This is a genomic window from Streptosporangium sp. NPDC002607, assembly GCF_053592655.1.
On record NZ_JBSFWD010000008.1, the window covers coordinates 284,457 to 305,424 of the forward strand.

At 69.8% G+C, this 20,968-nt stretch carries 19 protein-coding genes and 1 pseudogene; 6 read left to right on the top strand and 14 right to left on the bottom strand.

All coding sequences use genetic code 11. The annotated features are described in order from the left end of the window. Positions 1–17 precede the first annotated feature (17 nt). From ACWD3H_RS12800 to argH, 4 genes are read left to right on the top strand one after another with little or no spacing between them, the layout of a single operon-like run. Complete coding sequence (locus tag ACWD3H_RS12800; protein ID WP_451955053.1) at positions 18–929, top strand: amino acid ABC transporter permease; 912 nt, start codon at positions 18–20, stop codon at positions 927–929. Beyond that, positions 926–1,696, top strand: coding sequence for an amino acid ABC transporter ATP-binding protein (locus ACWD3H_RS12805; RefSeq protein ID WP_451955054.1), 771 nt, complete (start codon positions 926–928; stop codon positions 1,694–1,696). The genes ACWD3H_RS12800 and ACWD3H_RS12805 overlap by 4 nt, the downstream gene beginning before the upstream one ends. A 41-nt stretch (positions 1,697–1,737) precedes the next feature. Next, positions 1,738–2,640 (top strand): arginase family protein, encoded by a 903-nt coding sequence (locus tag ACWD3H_RS12810; protein WP_451955055.1) that lies wholly within the window; start codon positions 1,738–1,740, stop codon positions 2,638–2,640. Further along, positions 2,637–4,154, top strand: coding sequence for an argininosuccinate lyase (argH, locus tag ACWD3H_RS12815; protein ID WP_451955056.1), 1,518 nt, complete (start codon positions 2,637–2,639; stop codon positions 4,152–4,154). The genes ACWD3H_RS12810 and argH overlap by 4 nt, the downstream gene beginning before the upstream one ends. 194 nt (positions 4,155–4,348) lie before the next feature. Here the strand turns inward: argH and ACWD3H_RS12820 are convergent, their stop codons facing one another. The 3 genes from ACWD3H_RS12820 to ACWD3H_RS12830 form a co-directional block, all read right to left on the bottom strand. Continuing rightward, on the bottom strand, positions 4,349–4,990 hold the full coding sequence (locus ACWD3H_RS12820; RefSeq protein ID WP_355554332.1) for a response regulator transcription factor: 642 nt from the start codon (positions 4,988–4,990) through the stop codon (positions 4,349–4,351). Next, complete coding sequence (locus ACWD3H_RS12825; RefSeq protein ID WP_355554334.1) at positions 4,987–6,144, bottom strand: sensor histidine kinase; 1,158 nt, start codon at positions 6,142–6,144, stop codon at positions 4,987–4,989. The genes ACWD3H_RS12820 and ACWD3H_RS12825 overlap by 4 nt, the downstream gene beginning before the upstream one ends. Positions 6,145–6,432: 288 nt before the next feature. Further along, positions 6,433–7,764: a hypothetical protein gene (locus ACWD3H_RS12830; protein ID WP_451955057.1), complete on the bottom strand. Its 1,332-nt coding sequence runs from the start codon at positions 7,762–7,764 to the stop codon at positions 6,433–6,435. A 307-nt stretch (positions 7,765–8,071) separates the two neighbouring features. Between ACWD3H_RS12830 and ACWD3H_RS12835 the strand changes: the two genes are divergently transcribed. Continuing rightward, positions 8,072–8,212, top strand: coding sequence for a helix-turn-helix domain-containing protein (locus tag ACWD3H_RS12835; protein ID WP_451955069.1), 141 nt, complete (start codon positions 8,072–8,074; stop codon positions 8,210–8,212). A 149-nt stretch (positions 8,213–8,361) separates the two neighbouring features. Here ACWD3H_RS12835 and ACWD3H_RS12840 read toward each other — a convergent pair whose 3' ends face one another. The 6 genes and pseudogenes from ACWD3H_RS12840 to ACWD3H_RS12865 form a co-directional block, all read right to left on the bottom strand. Next, positions 8,362–8,718 carry an MmcQ/YjbR family DNA-binding protein gene (locus ACWD3H_RS12840; protein WP_451955058.1) on the bottom strand — a complete coding sequence of 119 codons (357 nt, stop codon included), beginning with the start codon at positions 8,716–8,718 and terminating at the stop codon, positions 8,362–8,364. After that, a complete protein-coding gene (locus tag ACWD3H_RS12845; RefSeq protein ID WP_355554340.1) occupies positions 8,708–8,893 on the bottom strand; it encodes a response regulator transcription factor in 186 nt (61 codons plus the stop codon). Before ACWD3H_RS12845 ends, ACWD3H_RS12840 begins: the two co-directional genes overlap by 11 nt. Further along, positions 8,890–9,012 (bottom strand): lasso RiPP family leader peptide-containing protein, encoded by a 123-nt coding sequence (locus ACWD3H_RS12850; RefSeq protein WP_451955059.1) that lies wholly within the window; start codon positions 9,010–9,012, stop codon positions 8,890–8,892. Before ACWD3H_RS12850 ends, ACWD3H_RS12845 begins: the two co-directional genes overlap by 4 nt. Positions 9,013–9,084: 72 nt before the next feature. After that, positions 9,085–9,366: a helix-turn-helix domain-containing protein gene (locus ACWD3H_RS12855; protein WP_451955070.1), complete on the bottom strand. Its 282-nt coding sequence runs from the start codon at positions 9,364–9,366 to the stop codon at positions 9,085–9,087. A 1,713-nt stretch (positions 9,367–11,079) separates the two neighbouring features. Further along, a pseudogene (locus ACWD3H_RS12860) lies at positions 11,080–11,488 on the bottom strand (IS5/IS1182 family transposase); the annotation flags it as partial. 53 nt (positions 11,489–11,541) lie between these two features. Further along, a complete protein-coding gene (locus ACWD3H_RS12865) occupies positions 11,542–11,751 on the bottom strand; it encodes a hypothetical protein (RefSeq protein WP_451955060.1) in 210 nt (69 codons plus the stop codon). A gap of 247 nt (positions 11,752–11,998) precedes the next feature. On the opposite strand from ACWD3H_RS12865, the gene ACWD3H_RS12870 reads away from it, so the two are divergent. After that, positions 11,999–12,490, top strand: coding sequence for a hypothetical protein (locus tag ACWD3H_RS12870; protein ID WP_355554346.1), 492 nt, complete (start codon positions 11,999–12,001; stop codon positions 12,488–12,490). A gap of 49 nt (positions 12,491–12,539) precedes the next feature. Here ACWD3H_RS12870 and ACWD3H_RS12875 read toward each other — a convergent pair whose 3' ends face one another. The 5 genes from ACWD3H_RS12875 to ACWD3H_RS12895 form a co-directional block, all read right to left on the bottom strand. After that, on the bottom strand, positions 12,540–14,360 hold the full coding sequence (locus ACWD3H_RS12875) for an ABC transporter ATP-binding protein (protein ID WP_355554348.1): 1,821 nt from the start codon (positions 14,358–14,360) through the stop codon (positions 12,540–12,542). Between the two features lie 88 nt (positions 14,361–14,448). Beyond that, positions 14,449–17,604: a lantibiotic dehydratase gene (locus ACWD3H_RS12880; protein ID WP_451955061.1), complete on the bottom strand. Its 3,156-nt coding sequence runs from the start codon at positions 17,602–17,604 to the stop codon at positions 14,449–14,451. A 45-nt stretch (positions 17,605–17,649) separates the two neighbouring features. After that, positions 17,650–18,981 (bottom strand): lanthionine synthetase C family protein, encoded by a 1,332-nt coding sequence (locus tag ACWD3H_RS12885; RefSeq protein WP_451955062.1) that lies wholly within the window; start codon positions 18,979–18,981, stop codon positions 17,650–17,652. Positions 18,982–19,485: 504 nt separating this feature from the next. Then, on the bottom strand, positions 19,486–19,656 hold the full coding sequence (locus ACWD3H_RS12890) for an FDLD family class I lanthipeptide (protein ID WP_355554354.1): 171 nt from the start codon (positions 19,654–19,656) through the stop codon (positions 19,486–19,488). A 193-nt stretch (positions 19,657–19,849) separates the two neighbouring features. After that, positions 19,850–20,818 carry an LLM class flavin-dependent oxidoreductase gene (locus tag ACWD3H_RS12895; protein WP_451955063.1) on the bottom strand — a complete coding sequence of 323 codons (969 nt, stop codon included), beginning with the start codon at positions 20,816–20,818 and terminating at the stop codon, positions 19,850–19,852. Positions 20,819–20,968: the final 150 nt, after the last annotated feature.

A 20,968-nucleotide genomic window follows, 5' to 3' on the forward strand; every position in this document is an offset into this window, starting at 1 on the left:
GCAGACGGGAGAGAGCAATGACGAGCACTGAGCGGACAACTGCCGCCGCTGTGCCCGGGCCGGGGCGACTTGCCGGGCTCGAACGTGTGCCGCTCCGGCACTACGGCCGGTGGATCTCAGCGGCGGTGGTGCTCGCCCTGATCGCCCTGGTGGGTGTGGCATTCGCCCAGGGCGGCATCGAGTGGTCGGTCGTCGGACGCTACCTCACCGCCGGGGCGATCCTGCACGGACTGGGCAACACCATCGTGATCACGTTGGCGTCGATGGCCCTCGCCATCGTCCTCGGCGTGGTGGTGGCCGTGATGCGGATGTCGGCCAACCCGGTCATGCGCTCGGTCGCCTTCGGGTACATCTGGCTGTTCCGCGGCATCCCGGTCCTGCTCCAGCTGCTCATCTGGTACAACCTGGCGCTGGTCTTCCCGACCATCGGCTTCGGCGGCCTCCAGGTGCGCATGATCGACGTGATGACGCCGTTCATGGCCGCGCTGCTCGGCCTCGGCCTCCACATGAGCGCCTACACCGCCGAACTCGTCCGGGCCGGCATCCTCTCGGTCGATCGGGGGCAGATCGAGGCCGCCCAGGCGATCAGCCTGACCCCGGGGCAGATCCGCCACCGGGTGGTGCTGCCGCAGGCCATGCGGGTCATCCTGCCTCCACTGGGCAACGAGTTCATCAGCACCCTGAAGACGTCCTCGCTGGCGGCGGTGATCTCGTACGGCGAGATCCTTGAGAGCGCCGAGTTCATCTACTACGCCAACAACCGGGTCATCGAACTGCTCGTCGTCGCAGCGATCTGGTACCTCGTCGTCGTCTCGGTGCTCAGCGTGGCCCAGCACTTCGTGGAGCAGCGCGTCGGGCGCGGCTTCCAGCCCTCGGCGAGACGTACCGGTCGCTCGGCCGGACGCACCGGGAAGGGAGACGCGGCATGAGTGGGACGCCCATCGTCCGGGCCATCGAGGTGCACAAGTCCTATGGGCCGGTCCACGTACTGCGCGGCGTGTCCCTCGAGGTGCACGCCGGGGAGGTGCTGTGCCTGATGGGGCCGTCCGGCTCCGGCAAGAGCACGTTCCTGCGGTGCATCAACCAGCTCGAACGCGTCGACGACGGCGAGTTGTGGGTCCGCGACGAGCTGGTCGGCTACCGGCTGCACCGGGACAGACTGTACGAGCTGACCGAGCGGGAGATCGCGCGCCAGCGCCGCGGCATCGGCATGGTCTTCCAACGGTTCAACCTGTTTCCGCACATGACCGCGCTCGGCAACGTGATCGAGGGGCCGCTGCGCGCCCTGAGACACAACCGCGCCGACGCGCTCACCGCCGCCCGCAAGCTGCTCGACCGGGTCGGGCTGAGCGACAAGTACGACGCCTACCCGGCCCAGCTCAGCGGCGGGCAGCAGCAGCGGGTCGCGATCGCCCGAGCCCTGGCGATGCAGCCCCATCTGATGCTCTTCGACGAGCCCACATCCGCGCTCGACCCGGAACTGGTCGGCGAGGTGCTCGACGTGATGAAGGGGCTGGCCGCCGAGGGCATGCCCATGGTCGTCGTCACCCACGAGGTCGGCTTCGCCCGCGAGGTCGGCGACACGCTCGTCTTCATGGACGACGGCGTCGTCGTCGAGAGCGGGCCACCGGTCGAGGTGCTCAACACACCGCAACACCCGAGAACCCGGGAGTTCCTCTCCCGCGTCCTCGGCTGAACCACACACCAGACACCTTGAGGCCTAGCGAAAGGTCAGGAATGCCACGTCGTCAGGAGACGCGGAAGTTCGACGTGTGGGGAGTCCCGTTCGACGGGGGCTCGACGTTGGGCTGGCCGGGTTCGCGATACGCACCCGCTCGGGTCCGCGACGCGCTGCGTTGGATCACCCAGCGCATTGAGAACGGCGCCATCTACTCCTTGGAGAGCGACTCGGTGCACGAGGTCGGCGACGACCTGCTCCGTGACCGGGGTGACGTCGAGGTGGTCGGGCACGACATCCTGGCCACCCTCGACGCCTGCTCCACCGCGGTCGCCGACTCGCTGGGAGCCGGCCGCACACCGATCGTCATCGGCGGCGACGACTCCGTCCTCTTCCCCTGCGCCCGAGGGGTGCACGAGGCGTTGCCCGGCCGGGTGGGCATCGTGCACTTCGACGCGCACCTCGACCTGCTCGACCACAACCGCCACCAGGGCCGGGTCAGCCAGTCCAGTGGCATGCGGCGCAGCCTGGAACTGGAGCGAGTCAATGCCAGCGACTGTATCCAGGTCGCCGTGCGCCACTTCAACTTCCCGTCCTCGGCCGAGTTCAAGCGCAAGTCCGGGCTGACCCACATCACCGCCCGGGAGTTCCAGGCACTCGGCCCGGTTTCCGCGGTCGAGCAGATCCTCGACCGGGTCTCCGGCGCCGACCACCTCTTCCTGTCCTTCGACATCGACGCGATCGACCCGGCGTTCGCCCCTGGGGCCGGCGCGCACGAACCCGGCGGTCTCACCTCAGGCGAAGCACTGGAGGCGGTCCGCCTGCTGGCGCCCTACTGCGACGCGTTCGCCGTCACCGAGGTCAACCCGATGACCGACCATGCCACGGCGACGACCGCGACACTCACCGCGTATCTGCTGTTCCACTTCGCCGTCTCGGGCTCGGGCGCGGTGCGTCGATGAGCGCCGACCAGAGCCACGGCTACCAAGGCTTCCGAGGGACCGGCATCCGGCTGACCGAGGAGCAGCTGCCACACCTGCAGAGCCACCGTACGGAACTGCTCGGCGACTCCCTGCCCGCGATCCACGCCTTCGACAAGGCACACACGGTGATGCTCACCGAGCAGGGCCTGCTCGACCCCGCCGACGGCCAGGCGATCCTCAAAGCACTGCGCGGCATGGAGGCCCGTGGTGTCGCGGAGGCCCGGATCGAGGCCGGAGGCGGGATGCACTCCGGCGAGCAGTATCTGATCACCGTGCTCGGCGCCGAGACCGGCGGGCGGATCCACCTCGGACGCAGCTCCGGAGACCTGATCGAGGTGGCCCGGAGGATGACCATCCGCCGGCACCTCCACGCCCTGCTACCGGCCCTCACGGACGTGCGGGCCGTACTCCTCAGCCTGGCCGAGGCACACCGTGACACGATCATGCCCGGTTACACCCACGGCCAGCACGCCCAGCCGACCACCCTGGCGCACTGGGCCACCATGTTCGAACAGGCCTTCGCGCGCGACGCCGAGCGGTTCCTCGGCTTCCACGGCCGGCTCAACGTCTCGCCCGCCGGCGCGGCCATCCTGACCGGCAGCGACCTGCCGATCGACCGGCACCGGGTCGCCGGCCTCCTCGGGTTCGACGCCCCGCTGCCGCACACCATGGACGCGATCCTCAGCCATGACCTGGAGATGGAGGCGGCGGCACTGCTCGCCACCACCGGTGCCACGCTGGCCCGGATGGCCGACGACCTCTACCTCTGGTCGACGTCCGAGTTCGCGTACATCGAACTGCCCGACCGGTACTGCGGCACGAGCAGCATCATGCCGCAGAAGAAGAACCCGGACGCGCTGGAGGACATCAAGTCGGTTGCCGCTCAGGCGCTCGCCGCGCTGGTGGGAGTGATCACCGCCGAGCGCGGGCCGACCGGCTTCCCGATCCTGGAACGACGCTATTCACAGCAAGCGCTGTGGTCGATGGCGGCGGCGATCACCGGCAAACTGGGGGACACCGTCGGGATCCTCGCCGATCTTCGCGTCGACCGGGACCGGATGGCCAGACAGGCGGGCGCGCACTGGGCGCAGGTGACCGACGTCGCCACCGCGCTGGTCAGGCACACCGGGCTCGACTGGCGTCATGCGCACCAGATCGTCGGCGTCTTCGTCCGGCTCGCCGTCGAGCGCGGCCTGGGCACCTCAGCGGTGGCCCTGGATCTGCTCGACGAGGCGGCAGGGCAGGTCATCGGGCGGAGAAGCGGCCTGACCGAAGAGCAGTTCGCGGAGGCCATGGACCCGCGCGCCTTCGTCGCTCGGCGAACCATCTACGGCGGCCCGTCGCCCGATGCGGTCCGGCGGGAGTCCGCCCTGTTCGCCGAACGGCTGGCCGCCGATCGGCGCCGGGTCGAGGAGCTGCGGCAGCAGGTGGCCGGTGCCGAGGCGGCGCTGGAGGCGGCCATCGACGCCCTTGTTTCGGAGGACGCCCGCTGATGATCTGTACGGCCACTCGGCGTGAGTATCTTTCGCCGTGACCTATTCGATCGATCCCTGGACGGATCCGGCCGTACCAGAGGAAGACACTTCTCGGTGATGGGAGCCGGCCAGAACTGGAAGAGCGACTCCTCTCCCGGATCCGCCTCGTCGTCGGTGCGAGTATGGGCCCGCACGTGCCGGCACGTGCCGCTTCAGGCGTAGGGGACGACGAGTCCCGACTCGTAGGCGTAGACGATGGCCTGGGCGCGGTCGCGCAGGCCTAGTTTGGCCAGCAGCCGGGCGACGTGCGTCTTGACGGTGTGCTCGGTGACGACCAGCTCTCCGGCGATCTCGGCGTTGGACTGCCCCTTCGCGATCAGCCGCAGCACCTCGAGCTCGCGAGGGGTGAGGTCGGCGGGAGGGCACGAGCGGGGCCGCTGCCTGGCGAACTCGGCGATCAGCCGCCTGGTCACCTGGGGAGCGAGTAACGCGTCCCCGCGCGCGATCACCCGGACCGACTCCACCAGATCCTTCACCCTGACGTCCTTGAGCAGGAACCCGCTCGCCCCCGCGGAGAGCGCGTCGTACACGTAGTCGTCCAGATCGAAAGTGGTGATCATGAGTGCCCGGGTGGGCAGCTCGGCGACGATCTGACGGACCGCCTCGATGCCGTTCAGCTCCGGCATCCTGATGTCCATCAGCGCCACGTCGGGCCGGGACTCCCTGGCCAGCCGTACCGCCTCGGCCCCGTCCGCGGCGGTGCCCACGACGGTGATGTCCGGCTGGGCGTTCAGCGCCGCGGCGAAACCGTGCCTGACGCTCTTCTGGTCGTCGGCGACCAGAACACTGATCACGCCGCCGCCTCCGCCTGCGTCAGCGGAAGGCCCGCCTCGATGAGGAAACCGCCCTCGGGCGCCGTACCGGTGTTGAGCCAGCCCCCCAGCATGACCACCCGCTCCCGCATCCCGATCAGGCCGTGGCCGCCCGCGTTCGGGGAAGGGCCGGGGCCGTCGTCGCTCACCCTGATGGCCAGCGTGTCCTGCAGGTAGGCGAGCTCGATGCGCACGTTCGCGTCCGGCGCGTGGGAGCGGGCGTTGGTCAGCGCCTCCTGCAGGATGCGGTACGCCGACAGGTCGACGGCCGCGGGCAGCGGGACGGCATCGCCGATGACGTCGAGATCGACCGTCCCCCCTGCCCTGCGGTGCTCTTCCAGCAGCTCGGGTACGCGTGCCAGGCCCGGTTGCGGCGAGGTGCCGCCCGCCCCGCCGTCGGTGCGCAGCACGCCGAGCAGTCGCCGCATCTCCACCAGCGTCTCGCGGGCGGTGGTCGCGATCTGTTCGAAGCCCTCGCGTGCCGGATCGCTGAGATCCTTGACCGTGTACGGGGCGGTCTCGGCCTCCACCGCGATCCTGGAGATGGAGTGCGCCACGATGTCGTGCATCTCCCGCGCGATCCTGGCCCGCTCGGCCATGGCGGCCTGCTCGCACTGTGCGGCGATCATCTGCTCCATGCTCTCCTGCCGGACCTCCTTGACCTCGCCCCGGGCGCGGGCGAGGTCGGCCAGCAGCGCGATACCGCCGACACAGAACGCGATCATGGCCCCGTAGACCACGGCGGTGGCGAGCCCACCCCTGCCTTCCCAGCTCAGCAACACGCCCAGTACGAACAGCCCGGTCAGGGCCAGCACGGTCACCCCCCAGGCCTGCTGCCGCGTCAGCAACCTGAGCAGCGTGTAGAGGGCGACGGCGGCGGATGTGGCGACCGCGAGATTGGACATGGGATAGATCCCGGTGAAGAGCAGCCCGACGCCGCCGACGAATGTCGCGGCCAGTGCCGCGGGCGGATTCACCCGGCGGAAGGCCAGGGGCAGGGTCGCCAGCAGCAGGAAAGGCGTCATCATCCCGTCACGGCTCCAGGCCAGCCCGACGGCCCAGACCGCCAGCCCGATCCCGATCGCCGCGTCGAGGACGTGGACCGGGCCGATCTTTCTTTCCTGTAGAACGCTCATCGGAGTCATGCGCAGAATTGTGCGGGCAGGCGAGGAGTGTCCGCGTCACTCGAAGGAATGACGTTCAGCCGAGCACCGGAGCCACCGATCAGCGTCTCCGCTCCCCCGGCGACCCGGGCGCGCGGATCCGACGCCAGGCGCCCCCTGACACCGCGGTCTGCTACCGGGCCTCCTGCCGGCTACCCGGACCGAACTCACACCGGCAGCTTACGAACCCAGGGATCCGCCGCTAGGTCACGACGCTGCTGGGCGCACGAAAGACCGAGGTTAACGGCCGGGGAACCGGCCCTACGAGGCAAGACGCATCGCCGCCCGCAGCAGGGTCAGCAGGTGGCGCACGGGCCCCGTGGCGGGCCGTACGGAGTCGAGCACGGGGAGGTCGGCCGGGCGGAGGGTGGCTGGGGGGCGCTCGGCCAGGGTGGCGACGGCTCCGGCCGCCGGGTCGCGTACCACGTAGACCGCGCTTTCCGTGGCCAGCGCGTGGCGGGAGCCGTCGGGGGTGCGCCACAGTTCGATGCCGATCGAGTCGGACAGCTCACGCGATCCTGTGACGTCGGCCAGGGTCTCGGTGTCGAGGTAGCGGACCTCGCCGCCCTTATTGGGGTCAGGGGTTCCGTCCAGGATCATGATCTCGTGGCGCTGCGGGATCAGGATCGGGCAGTGTCCCCTACGGCGCGGGCGCAGGCCGATGCTTCGTACCCGTTCCAGGGTCGCGCCGGTCGCCTGCCAGATCTCCAGGCACTCGTTGCCCGCCGCGGCCAGGCGGTCCGGGGAGAGGAAACACAGTTCGCGATAGTGCTCCTGTTCCGGTGAGCGAGCCAGGACATGGCAGGGCGGCTCGATGATGCGCAGCGTACGGCCGTCCACGGCGAGCCGGCCGGAGGACAGGTCGGCGGCCATGTGCGACGGCAGGATGTCCAGCCCCTGCTCGCCCCAGACCAGGTCCTCCTCCATGGTGACCTTTTCGATGCGCCCGCCGTCGCCGGTGTAGTAGGTCAGGTGGCAGTCGGCGGGCTCCAGATCGCGGCCGAGGTGGGGGTAGTGCCGGGCCAGCACCGCGAAACGGTCGTGGTCCAGCCAGGTCAGCGCCGCGATCAGGGAGAACTCCTCGGGCTGCGACATCGTCCTCTCCGCGGCGTTGCGCACGAGACCGAGGAAGGGGTTCGGTGGGATCCAGTCCATGCTGAAGATGGACGTGCCCTTGTTCAGCATCACCCCGGAGTCGGCGTCGCCCGCCCGGCAGGCGACCTGGCGTCCGTCGTCGAGGTCGAACACCTGGAGTTCGTGGCGGCGAATGGACGTCCAGCCTCTTGTGCAGACCGCCAGCCATCGGCCGTCCGGGGACAGCGAGCCGGTGGTGATCCAGCCGTCGACGGGGATTTCGAGCAAGGGGTCGGCTGTCAGGGTGGCGCACGCCTCCTCCACGGTTCCAGCCGGGGTCGCGGCGAGCAGGTCGAACAGGGGACGTGCCGGGCCGTCCGGCCGCCACCGCTCGTCGAACAGCGGCAGGACGCGGTCCGCCTCGACGAGGGGGACCCGCTGCTGGACCAGGTCCCACAGGTCCCCCCAGCGCCGCTCCTCCGCCAGCTTCGCCGCCGCGTCCTGCCAACCGTGTCTCATGTGTCCCCTCCTGGCTTCGTGATCAGGCTAGGGACACGGGCAGACGCGAGGCATCCGCCGGGCGGGGGACTCCGGGGGGCGGTTCGGCGCAGGCGGGATCCAAGGGGCTGGTGCGCGCTGGTCGGTCATGAGGCGGACAAGACCATCGTCTCGGTTGAGCGCGACGGTGAGGATCTCGGTCTTGCTGGAGAAGTGTTTGTACAGCGTGGGGCCGGTCACGCCCCCGCCCTCCTGATGTTCGCGCTCGCGGTCATCCTGGTGCCGGACGACGCCGTCCCCCCGGGCATGATCCTCCTGATGTGCGGGGCTGTCGTGGCAGTCCTGGGGGTCGCACTCGTCGCACTCGTGCTGCGGATGCTGCTCGCTCCTCGCCGCGCTCTGCGAGGCGCTCGAATGCCAGCCGGGAGACCTGCTGCGCTGGGAGGCCGTGGGCGCCGCGGACTGGTGACGTCAACCGTCGGCGACGGTGGCCCTGGCCGACGCGTCGCGGGTCTCGGCGTTCACAGGTTCCGACAGGTCGATGCGCGCCCTCGCCCCCCTGCGAAGCAGCGGTCACACCCGCGTCGTTCCGTACCGCCGCCTTCGGGTAGGCCCCACTCACTCCAGGCGGGTGACCAGGCGCTTGGGCGCGACGGTCCGGTAGGCGTCCCCGACGATCTCGGCGATCTCGGCCCAGTCCTGGGGAACGTCGAGACGGACGCCGAGCCAGCCGCGGTGGCCTACGTACGGCGGACGGAAGAAGCGCTCGGGAGCCTCGGCGACCAGGGCCTCCTGGACGCCGGGCGAGGCGGCGCACCAGAAGGCGAGCCGGTCGTCGTGGTGGTGGTCGGCGTACATCACGAACGTCTTCCTGCCGCGGACGAACCAGGTCGGCTCGCCGTGGCTGAGTCGTTCGGTGGTCTCGGGGAGCGCGAGGCAGAGCCGGCGCAGCGACTCCAGCGGATCATCGGCCATGGCCAGACGATACTTCGCCCAACGCCACGTCGGGCCGGGACTCCCTGGCCGGCCGTACCGCCTCGGCCCCGTCCGCGGCGGTGCCCACGACGGTGATGTCCGGCTGGGCGTTCAGCGCCGCGGCGAAACCGTGCCCGACGCTCTTCTGGTCGTCGGCGACCAGAACACTGATCACGCCGCCGCCTCCGCAATGAGACGGCCCACGAGCTGGTCACCTACCCAGCAGCCGGAGCCGGCGGTATCGGCCGCGAAGGAGCCGCGTGCGACGAGTGCGGGAGCCTGGTGAACCTTCATGAATTCCTCCTCTCGGCTACCGGAGTCCAACGACATGGCAATCATTTCGTCAGACCGGCGGACCGACAATTCTCATTGGCGACGATATTCGCGCTTCGCCGGCTCGCCATCCGGGCGGCTTAGGCGGTGTGTGTAGGACGCCATGCACGCCTGCAGGCGGTTGGCGAACTGGAGCTTTGACATGATCTGCGCCAGGTGGGCGCGTACCGTCCGTTCGCTCACGATGAGCCTGTCCGCGATCTCCTGGTTCGACCCGCCGTCGGCCAGCAGGAGGAACACCTCCAGTTCCCGCGGCGTCAGTCGGTCAAGGAACCCCAACGCGTTTACCCACCCTGGTTCCGGCACGCTAAGCATGGTCTCCACGCGTCTCCCTGTTCCGAAGTATCGGCCGTATCTTGCACAGGATTTAGATCAGAGGATCGGATTGCTGATCACGGCGAGCGAAGTTGCCGTGTCCCATGAGGAGCGCGTGGCATGCGGGAGGATCCCTGCCACCGGCACGTAGGGATGAACCGGGCGCTAAGCGGCCGGCTCGATGAGGAGCGGGAACCGCCCGCCTCGCCCGACGGCCCCCCTCGCCATCGTCGCTCATAGGTGACCGCGACTGGCAACAGGAAAACGGTGAGGACTGCGCCGACCTGACCGCCGCCATCCGCGGTCGTGGGCGACGTCTGAAAGCGGACGAGGACCCACCACTGCCGCGGTGTCGAGAGTCGCGGTTGTCTGCCACGGGCGACTGCGGTGAGCCGGACCCGCTCAAGATGATCCCGCCACGCCAGGCATACCACACCGTATCTGGAAGCTGCCTGTGGACCAGGCAGACAAGGATCAGGACCCACGCCAGGCCAAGGGCGATGACCACCTGACCGAGCCGCGCGTCGGTGCGCGAGCCCACCCTGGGAGGCGGGTCGCAACGGTGCCGATTAGGCGCTCGTAATCGATCGCGCCCTCGGATTCTCGCTCCCTGGAGCAAATCCGCTGGCGATTCCCATATCACGCTGGCCGTCCACACTCGATTGGGGGCGACAGAGATGTTCCGGCGAACCACGGAGAAGACGAAGATCCCCGTCTCGCGAAGGCGCCGGCCTGTCCGGCGAAGTCGGCTATGGAGACCCATGGGCTCTGTACGGATCGCACCGAGTGGTCGATGCGCATCCGGCTACCGCCAAGGACCCACAGGAAGGAGGGAAGAAGCCATGCTCTACCGCCAGTGTCGTCTCAATCAGCCGCTCCACCGCAGCGTCGACCGGCTCCCCCCTCGGTTCGGAGAACTCCTCGGCGACCGCCCCTTGGCCCAGGACGAGTCCGCGGTCCTCCCTCCCCGGTCATGGACGGCCGGTTCGCTCACGCTTTTCCGAATGGCCCGGCCAGGCTTGGAGGGGCGCGTGAAAGTTCCCAGGACTCCTGGCAAGCACCGCCAGATACCATAATGAATGCGTCATAACTCCCTAGCCCCCTGCATAGGTGTGATACAGACATGCGGGAGACTAACATCCTTCTATAAGACTTGTAGTGATTGCTGATATTTTTCGCGATCAGGTGACGTGACGGAGTTCCAGCCGCCACGGGTCGTGGAGCGCGATCCGCCTGTGTCCGGAACTCCTGGCACGGATGCTCACGATTCAGCTTGGAGGGCGTTTGATTTGAGTAGATTGCACCTTATATTCTAGTGACGTTTTCTCAGCGGAATCGATTCGGATAGCAGGATTTTCCGTAGCTCAGGCATGCCGTTCGAGTAGACACGCAGACAGATCGCCACGCCCCGAAATAGGCGTGGAGCCTCCGGTGGAAGAGGTCTCACCATAAGATCTCTCCACTACCAGAAGGCTCCACGTGATCGCCTGTCCTGCCATGCTCGACGTCTCCCGTGAACCGATCAGTTCGTCGTCGGCCTACTACGCACCGAACGCCAGAGTCGCGGCACCAGGACGGACTCCGGGGCGCCGACCTGCCGGGTTCAGGCTCTGTTCGCGATCGCGTGGTTCCGGGACAGGCCCGATCTCGCCCGGCACGGCAAGGCCTTCGGCATCTCCCCGGCAAGATCACGTGAAAGTCAGCGAGAAGATGTCAGTAGGCGCCTTGCCAGGTTGGGGTGGTCTCGTCTGTTATGCGGTTGGCGAGGTTGTTGATCGGGACAGTGTGGATCATGGCTTGGGAACCGGCGGGGAGGGTTTCACAGTCGCGGGCCAGGCGGCGGTATAACGTGAGCCGGCCCGGACTTCGCTCGACGACCCAGCGGCGTTCGACGACGTGAACACCTCGAGTCCGGATGTTTCCGGAGACGACTTCGACGCCGATGCCGAGCTTGGCGCCGTGTTCGGTCGCGATGTTTTCGAAGCCGGTGCCGGTCGGCTTTGGATATCGTCGGGTAGCTGTTTTAGGCCTGGTCGAGCAGTCGTATTCCGATGACGTTGTCGGACAGGCTTGCGGCAGTGGCCATCACGGCGAGGATGATGCCGAGCGCGTCGGTGACGATCTTCTTGTTCTTATCCCGGTGCCGGGATAAGGACAATTATCGGGGGTGGCCTGTTATGCCAGGGGTGAGGCGGCCACCTTCACCCCGAGCACGAGTAGTTCGCCGTGCACGCGCCGGTACCCCCACCCGGGGTTCTCCCGGGCCAGGCGGAGCATCGGGGCGCGGATGGAACGCACGGCCGCTTCGGTCTTGACCGGTGCGCGTGCAGTGCCGTGATCAACCGGCGCGAAGCCGGCAATAGCCTTCAAGGTCGTTCCGTCCATGATCGTGTCCCGCTGGCGGGACAGCACAATGGCAGCGGCACATCCCCTGGCCCGGAACTGCGCACTTCGAGTGGCGCTTTTGGCGGCCGGGACGGATGAGGACGGGTTTCTGAGGATTCTAGCGGGCATTTTACGGACGTTTCCACGCTCAGCGGGAGGCCGGTGGACACGACGCCCGCGTGCCACCGGGGAGAAGCACTATTGTGGCCCTCGAATTGATGCGACGGCCCATGACGAAGGAAGCAGAATGCCCCTCGGCACCGATGGCGAGAAGGATGACGAGAAGGATGGCGAGAACCCCCAAGATTGGAAGACCGGCGTCGGTGAGATGGTCGCCGACCTGTTCTCCTATTGGATGTTCGGCCTGGGCGCCTACACCGCCGGAGAGTCCGACCGCCAATACGGTCCCGTCAAGCTCGTGATCTGGACCGTGTTCGCGATCGGCATCGCGGCGGCTGTGTCCGCACTGCGGATCGCCTTGTTCGGCGAGCCTCGGGCCGGCTGGGGGATCGCCCTGGTCCCCCTGATCCTGCCGATGGTCGGCGCCCTCGCGTACCGGCCCAGGCACTACGTTCCCGGCCTGGTCCTGGGCGTGATCGCCGGCCTGCTCACCACGGTCGGCCTGGGCCTCGACCTCGGTGCGACGACGAGCTCCTTCTGGGGCGGGCTGGCCGTGGTGTCGGCGGGCTTCCTGGTCTGCTCCGTGGTGTTCGCCGCGGTCACCTGGCCACGCCGGTGACCCCCGCGTAGCGCTCGGCCAGGCGTCCCCGGCCGGGCGGTACGCGTACTCAGGCCCTGGCCTCGACGGGCTGGTCGAGGTAGCCGGCCGCCTGGAGCCTGAACAGCTTGGCGTAGACGCCGTCCCGGTCCATCAACTCCGCGTGGGTGCCCTCTTCGAGCACCTTGCCGTGGTCGATGACCACGATGTGGTCGGCCACCCGCACCGTGGAGAACCGATGGGCGATCATGAGCGTGGTCGACCGGTCGGTCAGGCGGGTCATCTGGCCGAAGATCTCGGCCTCCGCCTCGGCGTCGATCGCGGCGGTCGGCTCGTCGAGGACCACAATCGGCGCGTTCCGCAGGAAGGCGCGGGCCAGCGCGACCTTCTGCCACTCCCCTCCCGACAGCTGCCTGCCGCCCTCGAACCACCGTCCCAGCTGGGTGTCGAGCCCCTTGGGCAGCTCGTCGATGAACGGCAGGGCGCCCGCCTGGCCGGCGGCCCGCCGGACGGCCTCGTTGTCGTCCAGCGCCGCCACCCTGCCGAAGCCGATGTTCTCCCTGGCCGACGCCTCGTACTGCACGAAGTCCTGGAAGATCACGCCGACGTTGCGGCGCAGTTCCTCCAGGTCGTACTCCTCGATCGGGTGGCCGTCGATCAGTATCTCGCCGCCGGTCGGCGCGTAGAACCTGGCCAGGAGCTTGACCAGGGTGGTCTTGCCGGCGCCGTTCTGGCCGACCAGGGCCACGCACTGGCCGGCGGGCAGGAACAGGTTCAGGTTCGACAGCACGGGGGTGTCGGTACCGGGGTAGGCGAAGGTGACGTTCCTGAACTGCACGCCCTTGGTCAGGGTGGCGGGGAACGGCCTGCTGCCGCTGGGGAGCGCGTCCTCCGGGATGTCCAGGAAGGAGAACAGGTTGCCCAGGAACAGGTTGTGCTCGTACAGCTGGGCGATGCCGCCGAACAGCGATCCCAGCGCGCCCTGCACCAACGTGATCGCCGCGATGTACCCCGCGAACTGACCCACCTGGCCGGTGCCGACCGTGGTGGACACCGCGAACAGCACCGCCCCGCCGGCCGCGGCCACGCTCAGCAGGCCGAGCAGCGCCGACGCCACGGCCTGCCGGCCCTCCAGTTGGCGGTCCACCGCGTAGAACCGGCCCACCATCGCCCGGAACCGCTCCAGGAAGAGCGGGCCGAGGTCGAACAGGCGGGTCTCCTTGAATGTTCGGTCGGTCGTCACGAGGTACTGCAGGTACGTCGTACGGCGCCGGTCCGCGGAACGGTCGTGCTCGATCTTCCAGCCGAGCCTGCCGAAGAACAGGTTGGCCACCATGGTCGGCACCGGGGCGAGCAGCACCACCAGCGCGACCCGCACGTCCCAGGACAGCAGCACCACGGTCACCGACACCAGGGAGACGGCGTTGGAGGTGACCGCGATCAGGTCGGCGAAGATCTGGTACGGCCGGAACCCGGCCTCACGGGTCGCCCGCTGGAGACCGTCGTAGGTCGTGGGGTCCTCGAAGTGGCGCAACTGGAGGCGGATGGCCTTGGCCATGATGCGCTCGTTGACCTGGTTGGCCATCCGGTACTGCAGGAGCGTCTCAAGGTAGTTGCGGCCGACCGCGAAGAAGTGCGCGAGCGCCATGAGGCCGGCCAGCGCGCCACCGGCCCACAGCGCCGTGCGCAACCCGTCGCCATCGGTCACCGCGTCCGCCACGGCCTGCACGGCCATCGCCGTGAGGTACACGTTGACGGCCGGGATGACCGAGGTCACCGCCGTCAGCATGAGGACCCCCACCACGTGCCGCGGGTTGACCTCCCACAGCAGCCGCAGGGCGCGCGCCCAGTATTTTCCCTGCCGGCCAGATTGCGTGTCCGACACCATCATCTTCTCCTCACCGAACCTCTTCCACCCGCCACCGTGGAGACGGCGACCGCGTCTCCAGATCCGTTACCCAGAAACGTCTGACAAAGGTTCACTGCCGGGGCCGTCCCCGCACGGCCCGGATGGCGAGCAGCCACAGCGCATGGGCGGCCCGCTCGCGGTCCTGGTCCATTCCGAGTAGCCGGTTGATCTGCATGTGGGCCAGGCTCGCCAGGATGCGCCGCTCGTCGCCGACCAGGCGGCCCTCGTCCGCCAGGTTCCGTACCCGTGTGCCTGCGGCGGCCAGCGTGTCCCGCTGGAGCGCGAAGACCTGGCGGAGCGTGCCCAGGTGTGCCCGGGCGACCGGATCGGGGTGCCGGTCCCAGGGTTCGACCAGGTCGCACAGGGTGCGCTGGATCTGCCGGAAGCGCTTGCGGATCGGATCGGCGATGTCCATCTCCTGGTCGCCGGCGATCCGCAGCGGGTCCAGGCCCCAGTCGCGGTACAGGTGGTGCACGGCCATGACGGCGAGGACGTCGGGCTCCAGCCCCTGGAGGCCGCCCCGCGGCAGGGCCACCAGTTCGGCCGACACGTCGCTGTTGGCGGTGAAGACCTCCTCCAGGGTGCCGATCGCCAGTGGGCCGCCGTACCGCTCGATCTCCCTGTCGTAGCCCACCAGGGCGAGGTCCGCGGCGAGGCCGGCCCTGACGCACTCCCGCGCCCAGGCGATGCACCGGGTGGTCACCTGCGCGATGTCTGCCGGGTCCGTGCCCCGCACCCGCACCCGCACCCGCAGGTGCGGGCCGGGGTCGCAGTAGCGGATGTAGAACCAGCGGTCGATCAGGCCGTCCGCGCGCAGCCCCGCGACCAGTTCCCGCAGCGGCCCGGCGATGACGTCGTCGTGCTGGTTGAGCGCGGAGTACAGCTTGAGGTAGACCCACTCGTCGCCCACCAGGCGGCGGCGGGGCACGGCGGGCAGGGCCCCGGCGGGGGGCACCTGCGAGATCGGGGGGCGGCGCACCCGCGCCGGATCCCTGGCGAGCATGGGCACCACGATCTCGCTCAGGTACCGCCCGCCGACGTCGTCGCCGAGCCACGCCTCCGGCACGCCGGGAAGCATCTCCTGGAGCACCAGAGGGCTCCCCGCGCCGCCACGCTCGGCCCTGCGCAGCTCCTCCTCAAGCTCGGCCGCGCACAGCGGGTGTTCCAGGTCCAGGAGCAGCCGGTTGTCCATCCAGGACAGGTAGACGTACCTGGGCACCCGCCAGGTCTCCCGCCACCGCGCCAGCCCGGCGCCGAAGTCGCCCTCGCCCAGCATTCGGGAGGTGAGCGTCCACTGCGCCGGGTGCAGCACCGCCCGGCCGCGGACCACCCTGGGCAGGTACGGCGCGGCCACGGCGGGGCCCCAGTCGAAGCCCACGTGCGGCATGAAGCCGTCCTGGGACAGCTCGATCAGCAGGCGGCAGACGTTCGGCGCGTTCTGCGCGGAGAGCATGTGGCCCTGGGTGACATAGACCTCCTGGCCGAGCCGGGCCGAGCGCAGGTAGAAGCGGTCGGCGGTGGCGCCCACCAGGATGTCGCCCAGCGCGATCCGGTGCTCGGGGACCACCGAGGGCGAGGTGTTGATGCAGATCTCGTAGCGGCGCAGCGGCGGATGGAAGGTGACGTTCCCGCCCCTGCCATGCGGCGGCACGTAGCTCAACTCGGCGAAGATCGCATCGGGGTACAGTTCCTCCTCCGCGCGCGCGAACTCCTGCAGCCGGGCCACCGACTCCTCGTCCAACAGGTCGAAGAACCGCCCGAAGGTACGACCGCCGTCGGTCATCGCGCCCGGCGAGACGACGAACCGCCACTCCCCTGCGTCGATCGCGGCCGGCGACTCGGCCGCGATCTGCCCGTAGATGTCCAGCGACGGCCGCAGCGCGGTCCGCTCCCCCGGGGGCCGCCAGGCGGTCAGCCGGGCGAGCAGGTCATCGGTGATCTCGATCTCGGCGAGCCCGCGGTGCAGCGCGTCGGCCGCCAGGGAGGCGAACACCAGGTCCCTGCGCCGGCTGTCCTCCTCGGGGACCGCGGCGAGCGGGACCGCACGGGGCGGCATGGTGTACGTCGGCGGGGCGTCGAGGCCGGTCTCCGGGCTGAGCACCTCCAGCAGCGGCACCTCGGCGTCCACGCCGTACCGCTCCAGGAAGGCGCTGTGGTACTCGACGATGTGGTGCGGGCGGCGCCGGGTGACGCCGAGGCGCAGCAGCACGTCGGTGGCCTCCGCCGCCACGGTGGCGACCTGCCGGGACAGCTCGCCGCGTGCCGCGAGGGCGGCGTCGACCTGGTAGGTCTCCCGGGTGTTGCCGGGCGTCATGGCGCGCTGCCGGGCGGACAGCCGGTCCAGCGCCGCGGTCCCCGCCGTACCGTGCGCGTCGTCGATCGCGTCGGCGAGTTCTCTGACCTCGGTGAGGCCGGCCCGCACCGCCTCCGTGCCCGCGACGCCGTCCAGCCGCTTGAGCAGATCCAGCTCGGACAGCGGCGCGGTCATCGCCGGCCGCAGATCGCTGATCAGCACGTGCAGGTCCCACAGCTGGGCCAGCAGGGCGCGGGCCTTGTCCGGGGTGGCACCCGGCACGTCGGTGGCGATCCGCTCGGCAATCTCGGCGTACGTGGTGCCCGGCACGGCGGCCATGCCGAGCGCCAGCTCGACCGGCGCCGTGACCCGGAACCCCACGTGCCGGTTGTCGGCCGTGCCGTGCACGTCGGCGAACGACAGCACCGCACGGTCCCCGACCCGGTACAGCATCGGGTTGACGCCCACGTGCAGACCGTCGCGCAGTGTGTCGTCCTCTTCCAGTTCCTTGATGAGGGACAGCAGCCAGCCGGCGTCCGCCCGGGTACGGGTGCGGGCCAGCGGGTCACGTGCCAGGTGGAGGGAGGTGGTCCCGGCGAACCGGCCCCCGCCCACGCCGGAGAACAGGCCGTAGGGCGTCGGCCTGGTCGCCATCCTGGTCCCGTACCGCAGCAGCGTCGAGTAGGCCCGGGCCACGCGCTTCTCGTCGGTGCCGGACAGGTGCGCGAGGCCCGCGGTCATGCTCGGGCTGGCCACGTGCAGCGCCTGCACAAAGCGGGGGTGCTCGCTGAGCGACCTGAGGCGTTCCCTGGCGCCGTCCGCGCCACCGTCACCGGAGAGCAGGCCGGTGAACGTCTGGACGGGCATGATGGGGGCGCGCAGCAGGAAGAATCCGGCCGGGGTGTACAGCCGGGATGCAGGGGTGTTCGTCATCGTTTGCCCTCTCCGTCGCTCTCGTCGCTCTGTCGCCGGGTTCGGTCAGCTGATGAGCAGCGCCCGTTCCCATCGGGTGGACGCCGGCGCGGACACCGACCACAGGGCGAGCGCCACCCCCGCGGCACCGGTGAGCAGGCCGGGACTGTCCAGCAGGACGCCCGGCTGTTCGAGGTCCTGGACGCCGAGCGGCAGGTCGGGGTCGCAGTGCTCCAGCACGGCCTCGGTGAGGACGGGGAGCGTCCGGCGCGCCACGGCGCTGTCGGTGTCCCTGGCGAAGCGCGCGCAGATCGCCAGCAGGCCGGCCGCTCCGTGGCACAGGGTGGCCGAGCCGAAGTGGCCCTCGCCGGCGAACCTGTGCAGCACGCCTTCCAGCGCGGAGATCGCGAACCGGCGCAGGGCGTGGTCGTCCAGCGCGTCGGCGGCGTGCAGCAGGGCGCAGGCCACTCCGGGGGAGCCGTAGCACCAGGCGACCCGGGCCGGGGCAAGACCGTGCCGGTGCTCCGCGCCAGAGGCGTCGAGCGGGATCCCCATGGCCCAGCTGGGGCCGTGCTCGTCGGCGATGGCGGCGTCCACGAGGTAGTCGGCCACCTGTCGGATCGTGGTGCGCACCGGCTCACCGCCGTGCCTGGCGCGCCCGGCAAGGGCCAGCGCGGCCAGCGGGCCGGGGATCCCGTGGGCCAGGCCGAGGTTGACGTACCCGTGCGGATAGGTCTCGTGGTAGTCCTCCGCGGGGAAGAACTCCGGCGGTATGGACCACGGCCGGCGTTCCCCCGTCCCGTCGCACAGCCACAGCAGATCGTCGATCAGTCGGCGGACGGCCTCCGCGGCGACGGGCTCGGCCGAGTCCGCGTCGGCCATCCTGGTGAGGCTGCCCGTGGCGCCCACGATCACGTCGTAGTCGTGGTCGGCCACTCCCCCGGCGCGCCGCCAGGACGGGGCGGTGAGCACCTGGTCGGCCAGCTTGCGGTCCAGACCGCGGGCGGCGGCCTCGTACCGCGGGTCGTCACTCGCCGCGTCGGCCAGGACGAGCGCCAGACCGGCCGTGCCCGCGGCCATACCGGCGTCGGCCAGCGGCTCCTCGTGAGTGCTGCGCACGGCGGTGACCACCTGTTCGTGGGCGAGGTCCCGCCAGTGCTCGGCGTCGTCAGGCAGCGCCCTGGCGGCCTGGCGGAACAGCAGCGCGCTGCTCCCGTGTCCCGAGTACAGGGAGGCGCCGCCCCAGCCGAAGGGGTACCGGGCGGTCTGCTCGGACCTGGCCACGGCCAACCGCACCACCTCGGGGTCGGCGAGCCTGCGCGCGATGAGCTCGGCGGTCTTCCTGGCCGCTTCGGACAGCGCCTCGGTGACGTGCCCGGATTCGACAAGTGTGCTCACGGATCTCCCTATGGGTCGCGCAACCGGCGGCCTGGTGAGGGGCGGAGCCGGGACGCCGGTCGGCGGACTCCTGATCGCCACCTCGGGCGACAGGGCCGGTGGAAAAAGGTTTAATGAGAGGTGGCTGCCGTACCCGCGGCGTGAGGCGTTGGCGGGGCACGGCGGCTTCGACGGTGGGCCCGCCGTGATTCCAGCGCGGCGGATCCATCCACACCCCCGGACACGGCTTTCCGACGCGACGATCGGAAAACGCTTCCTTATTCCTGGCTCGCGGGCCGGACGGCATATTGTGGGACGTGATTCCGGAGGCCGTCATTCGTGACGCAGCCGACGGCTCGCCGGGCGTATGGCCGTTTTCGGATGGCACGGCTTTCCGAAATCTCGACCCGTCTTACCTGAGCCGTTCCCGCGGTGTGCGGCCGCCGTGCCCGCGAGTTTTCTGCACGGACACGGCGGCTCGGGCGGGGCCGCCGAGATTCCAGCGCGGCGGACCCTTTCAGCGGACTACCAGCAGCCGAGCGGGCACTGCGTGATGCAGCTCACGCAGGTGCAGCTGCGGCAGGTCACACGGGTGCAGACCAGACGGGTCACCACGCTGATCGAGTCGGGCTCGGCGATGTCCCCGGGCTTGGCGACGCGGACGTCCAGGTCGAACTGGTCCTTGACAGCAGACATGTGTCTCCACCTTTTCATTTCTGGCCGTGAGGCCAAATGGGCTGGCACATGTGACGAGCGGAAATCCGGGGCGGTCTTTCCGGCGTTCAACCGTCGGGGCCCACCCGGCTTTCCTCTTCCGGCGCCGGACTCTGTCACACACATTCATCCTGACATTTCAGGACCACATGGCTCTATTGTCGATTACGCCGATTTACTCGAGGGCCGCCAGCACATCGGCCAGGTCGGCCAGCGCCGCGCCGGGACCCTCGGTGGCCAGCACGCCGCAGGAGTTGAGCACGACCTCGTCCGCGCCGGCCTCGTGGAACCGGCGCAGTTCGGCCGCGATCTCGTCGGGCTTGCCCGCCACGAACGCCCCGGCGTCCAGCAGTGCCCTGGAGACATCCGCCGGGCCGAGACCCGCCAGTTCAACCCCCGCCCGGCGCAGCATGTCGGCGTAGTGCCCGGCCTCCAGGTGCGCACCGGTCGCCACCCGGACGAGCCGCCCGATGTCCCGCCCCGACCGCTCGACCGCGACGTGCACGACGGACACCACCCGGGGCGGCCGGGGACGACCCTGCGCCCCGGCCCGCAGCGCCGGGGACAGGACGCCGCCCAGATATCCGGCGGGCACCAGCCAGGTGATTGCGACGTCCGCGACCGCCCCCGCCGTACGCGCCATCATGGGCTGCAGCACGCCCGCGCCCACCTCGACCCCAGGATGCTCGGCGGGCAGCAACATACCGTGCACCGTGAAGTGCTCGCCCTCGTGCTCGACGGCCCGGCCGTCGAGCAGGGCGCGTACCGCCGACAGGTACTCCTCGACCGCCCGCCGGGGGCTGCGGTACGGCCGGCCGGCCAGGTTCGCCGTGAACTCCGGGTCACCGGCGCCGAAGCCCGCGACGTACGGCCGGCCGGTGAGCACGGCCAGCGACCTGGCCTCGACTGCGGCCTGGTAGGGATGGCGCAGCGGCAGCAGCGTGACGCTGGAGCCCATCGGCACGCGCAGCCCGCGCCCGGCCAGGTAGGCGGCCGCCAGGTGGGTGTCCACGTTCAGTGACTGGCCCAGCCACAGGCGTTCAGCCCCCGAACGGAGCGCGAACTCGGCGAACGGCACGACCACCTCCGGATGGCGGATCTGCAACGGGTAGACGACCGAGACGGCGAGGGCGTTCGAAGACATGTGAACCTCTCACATCGGGCGGATGGCACGGGGTGCCCATCGTGGGGCGCGGTGTCCCGATCCCTCAATTGGCGGTCCTGACGATTTCCGGCCGTCCGCCGGAGTAAGGGCATCCGGCTCGGTCCGGTGGAACCTGCCGGTTGAGTCGGG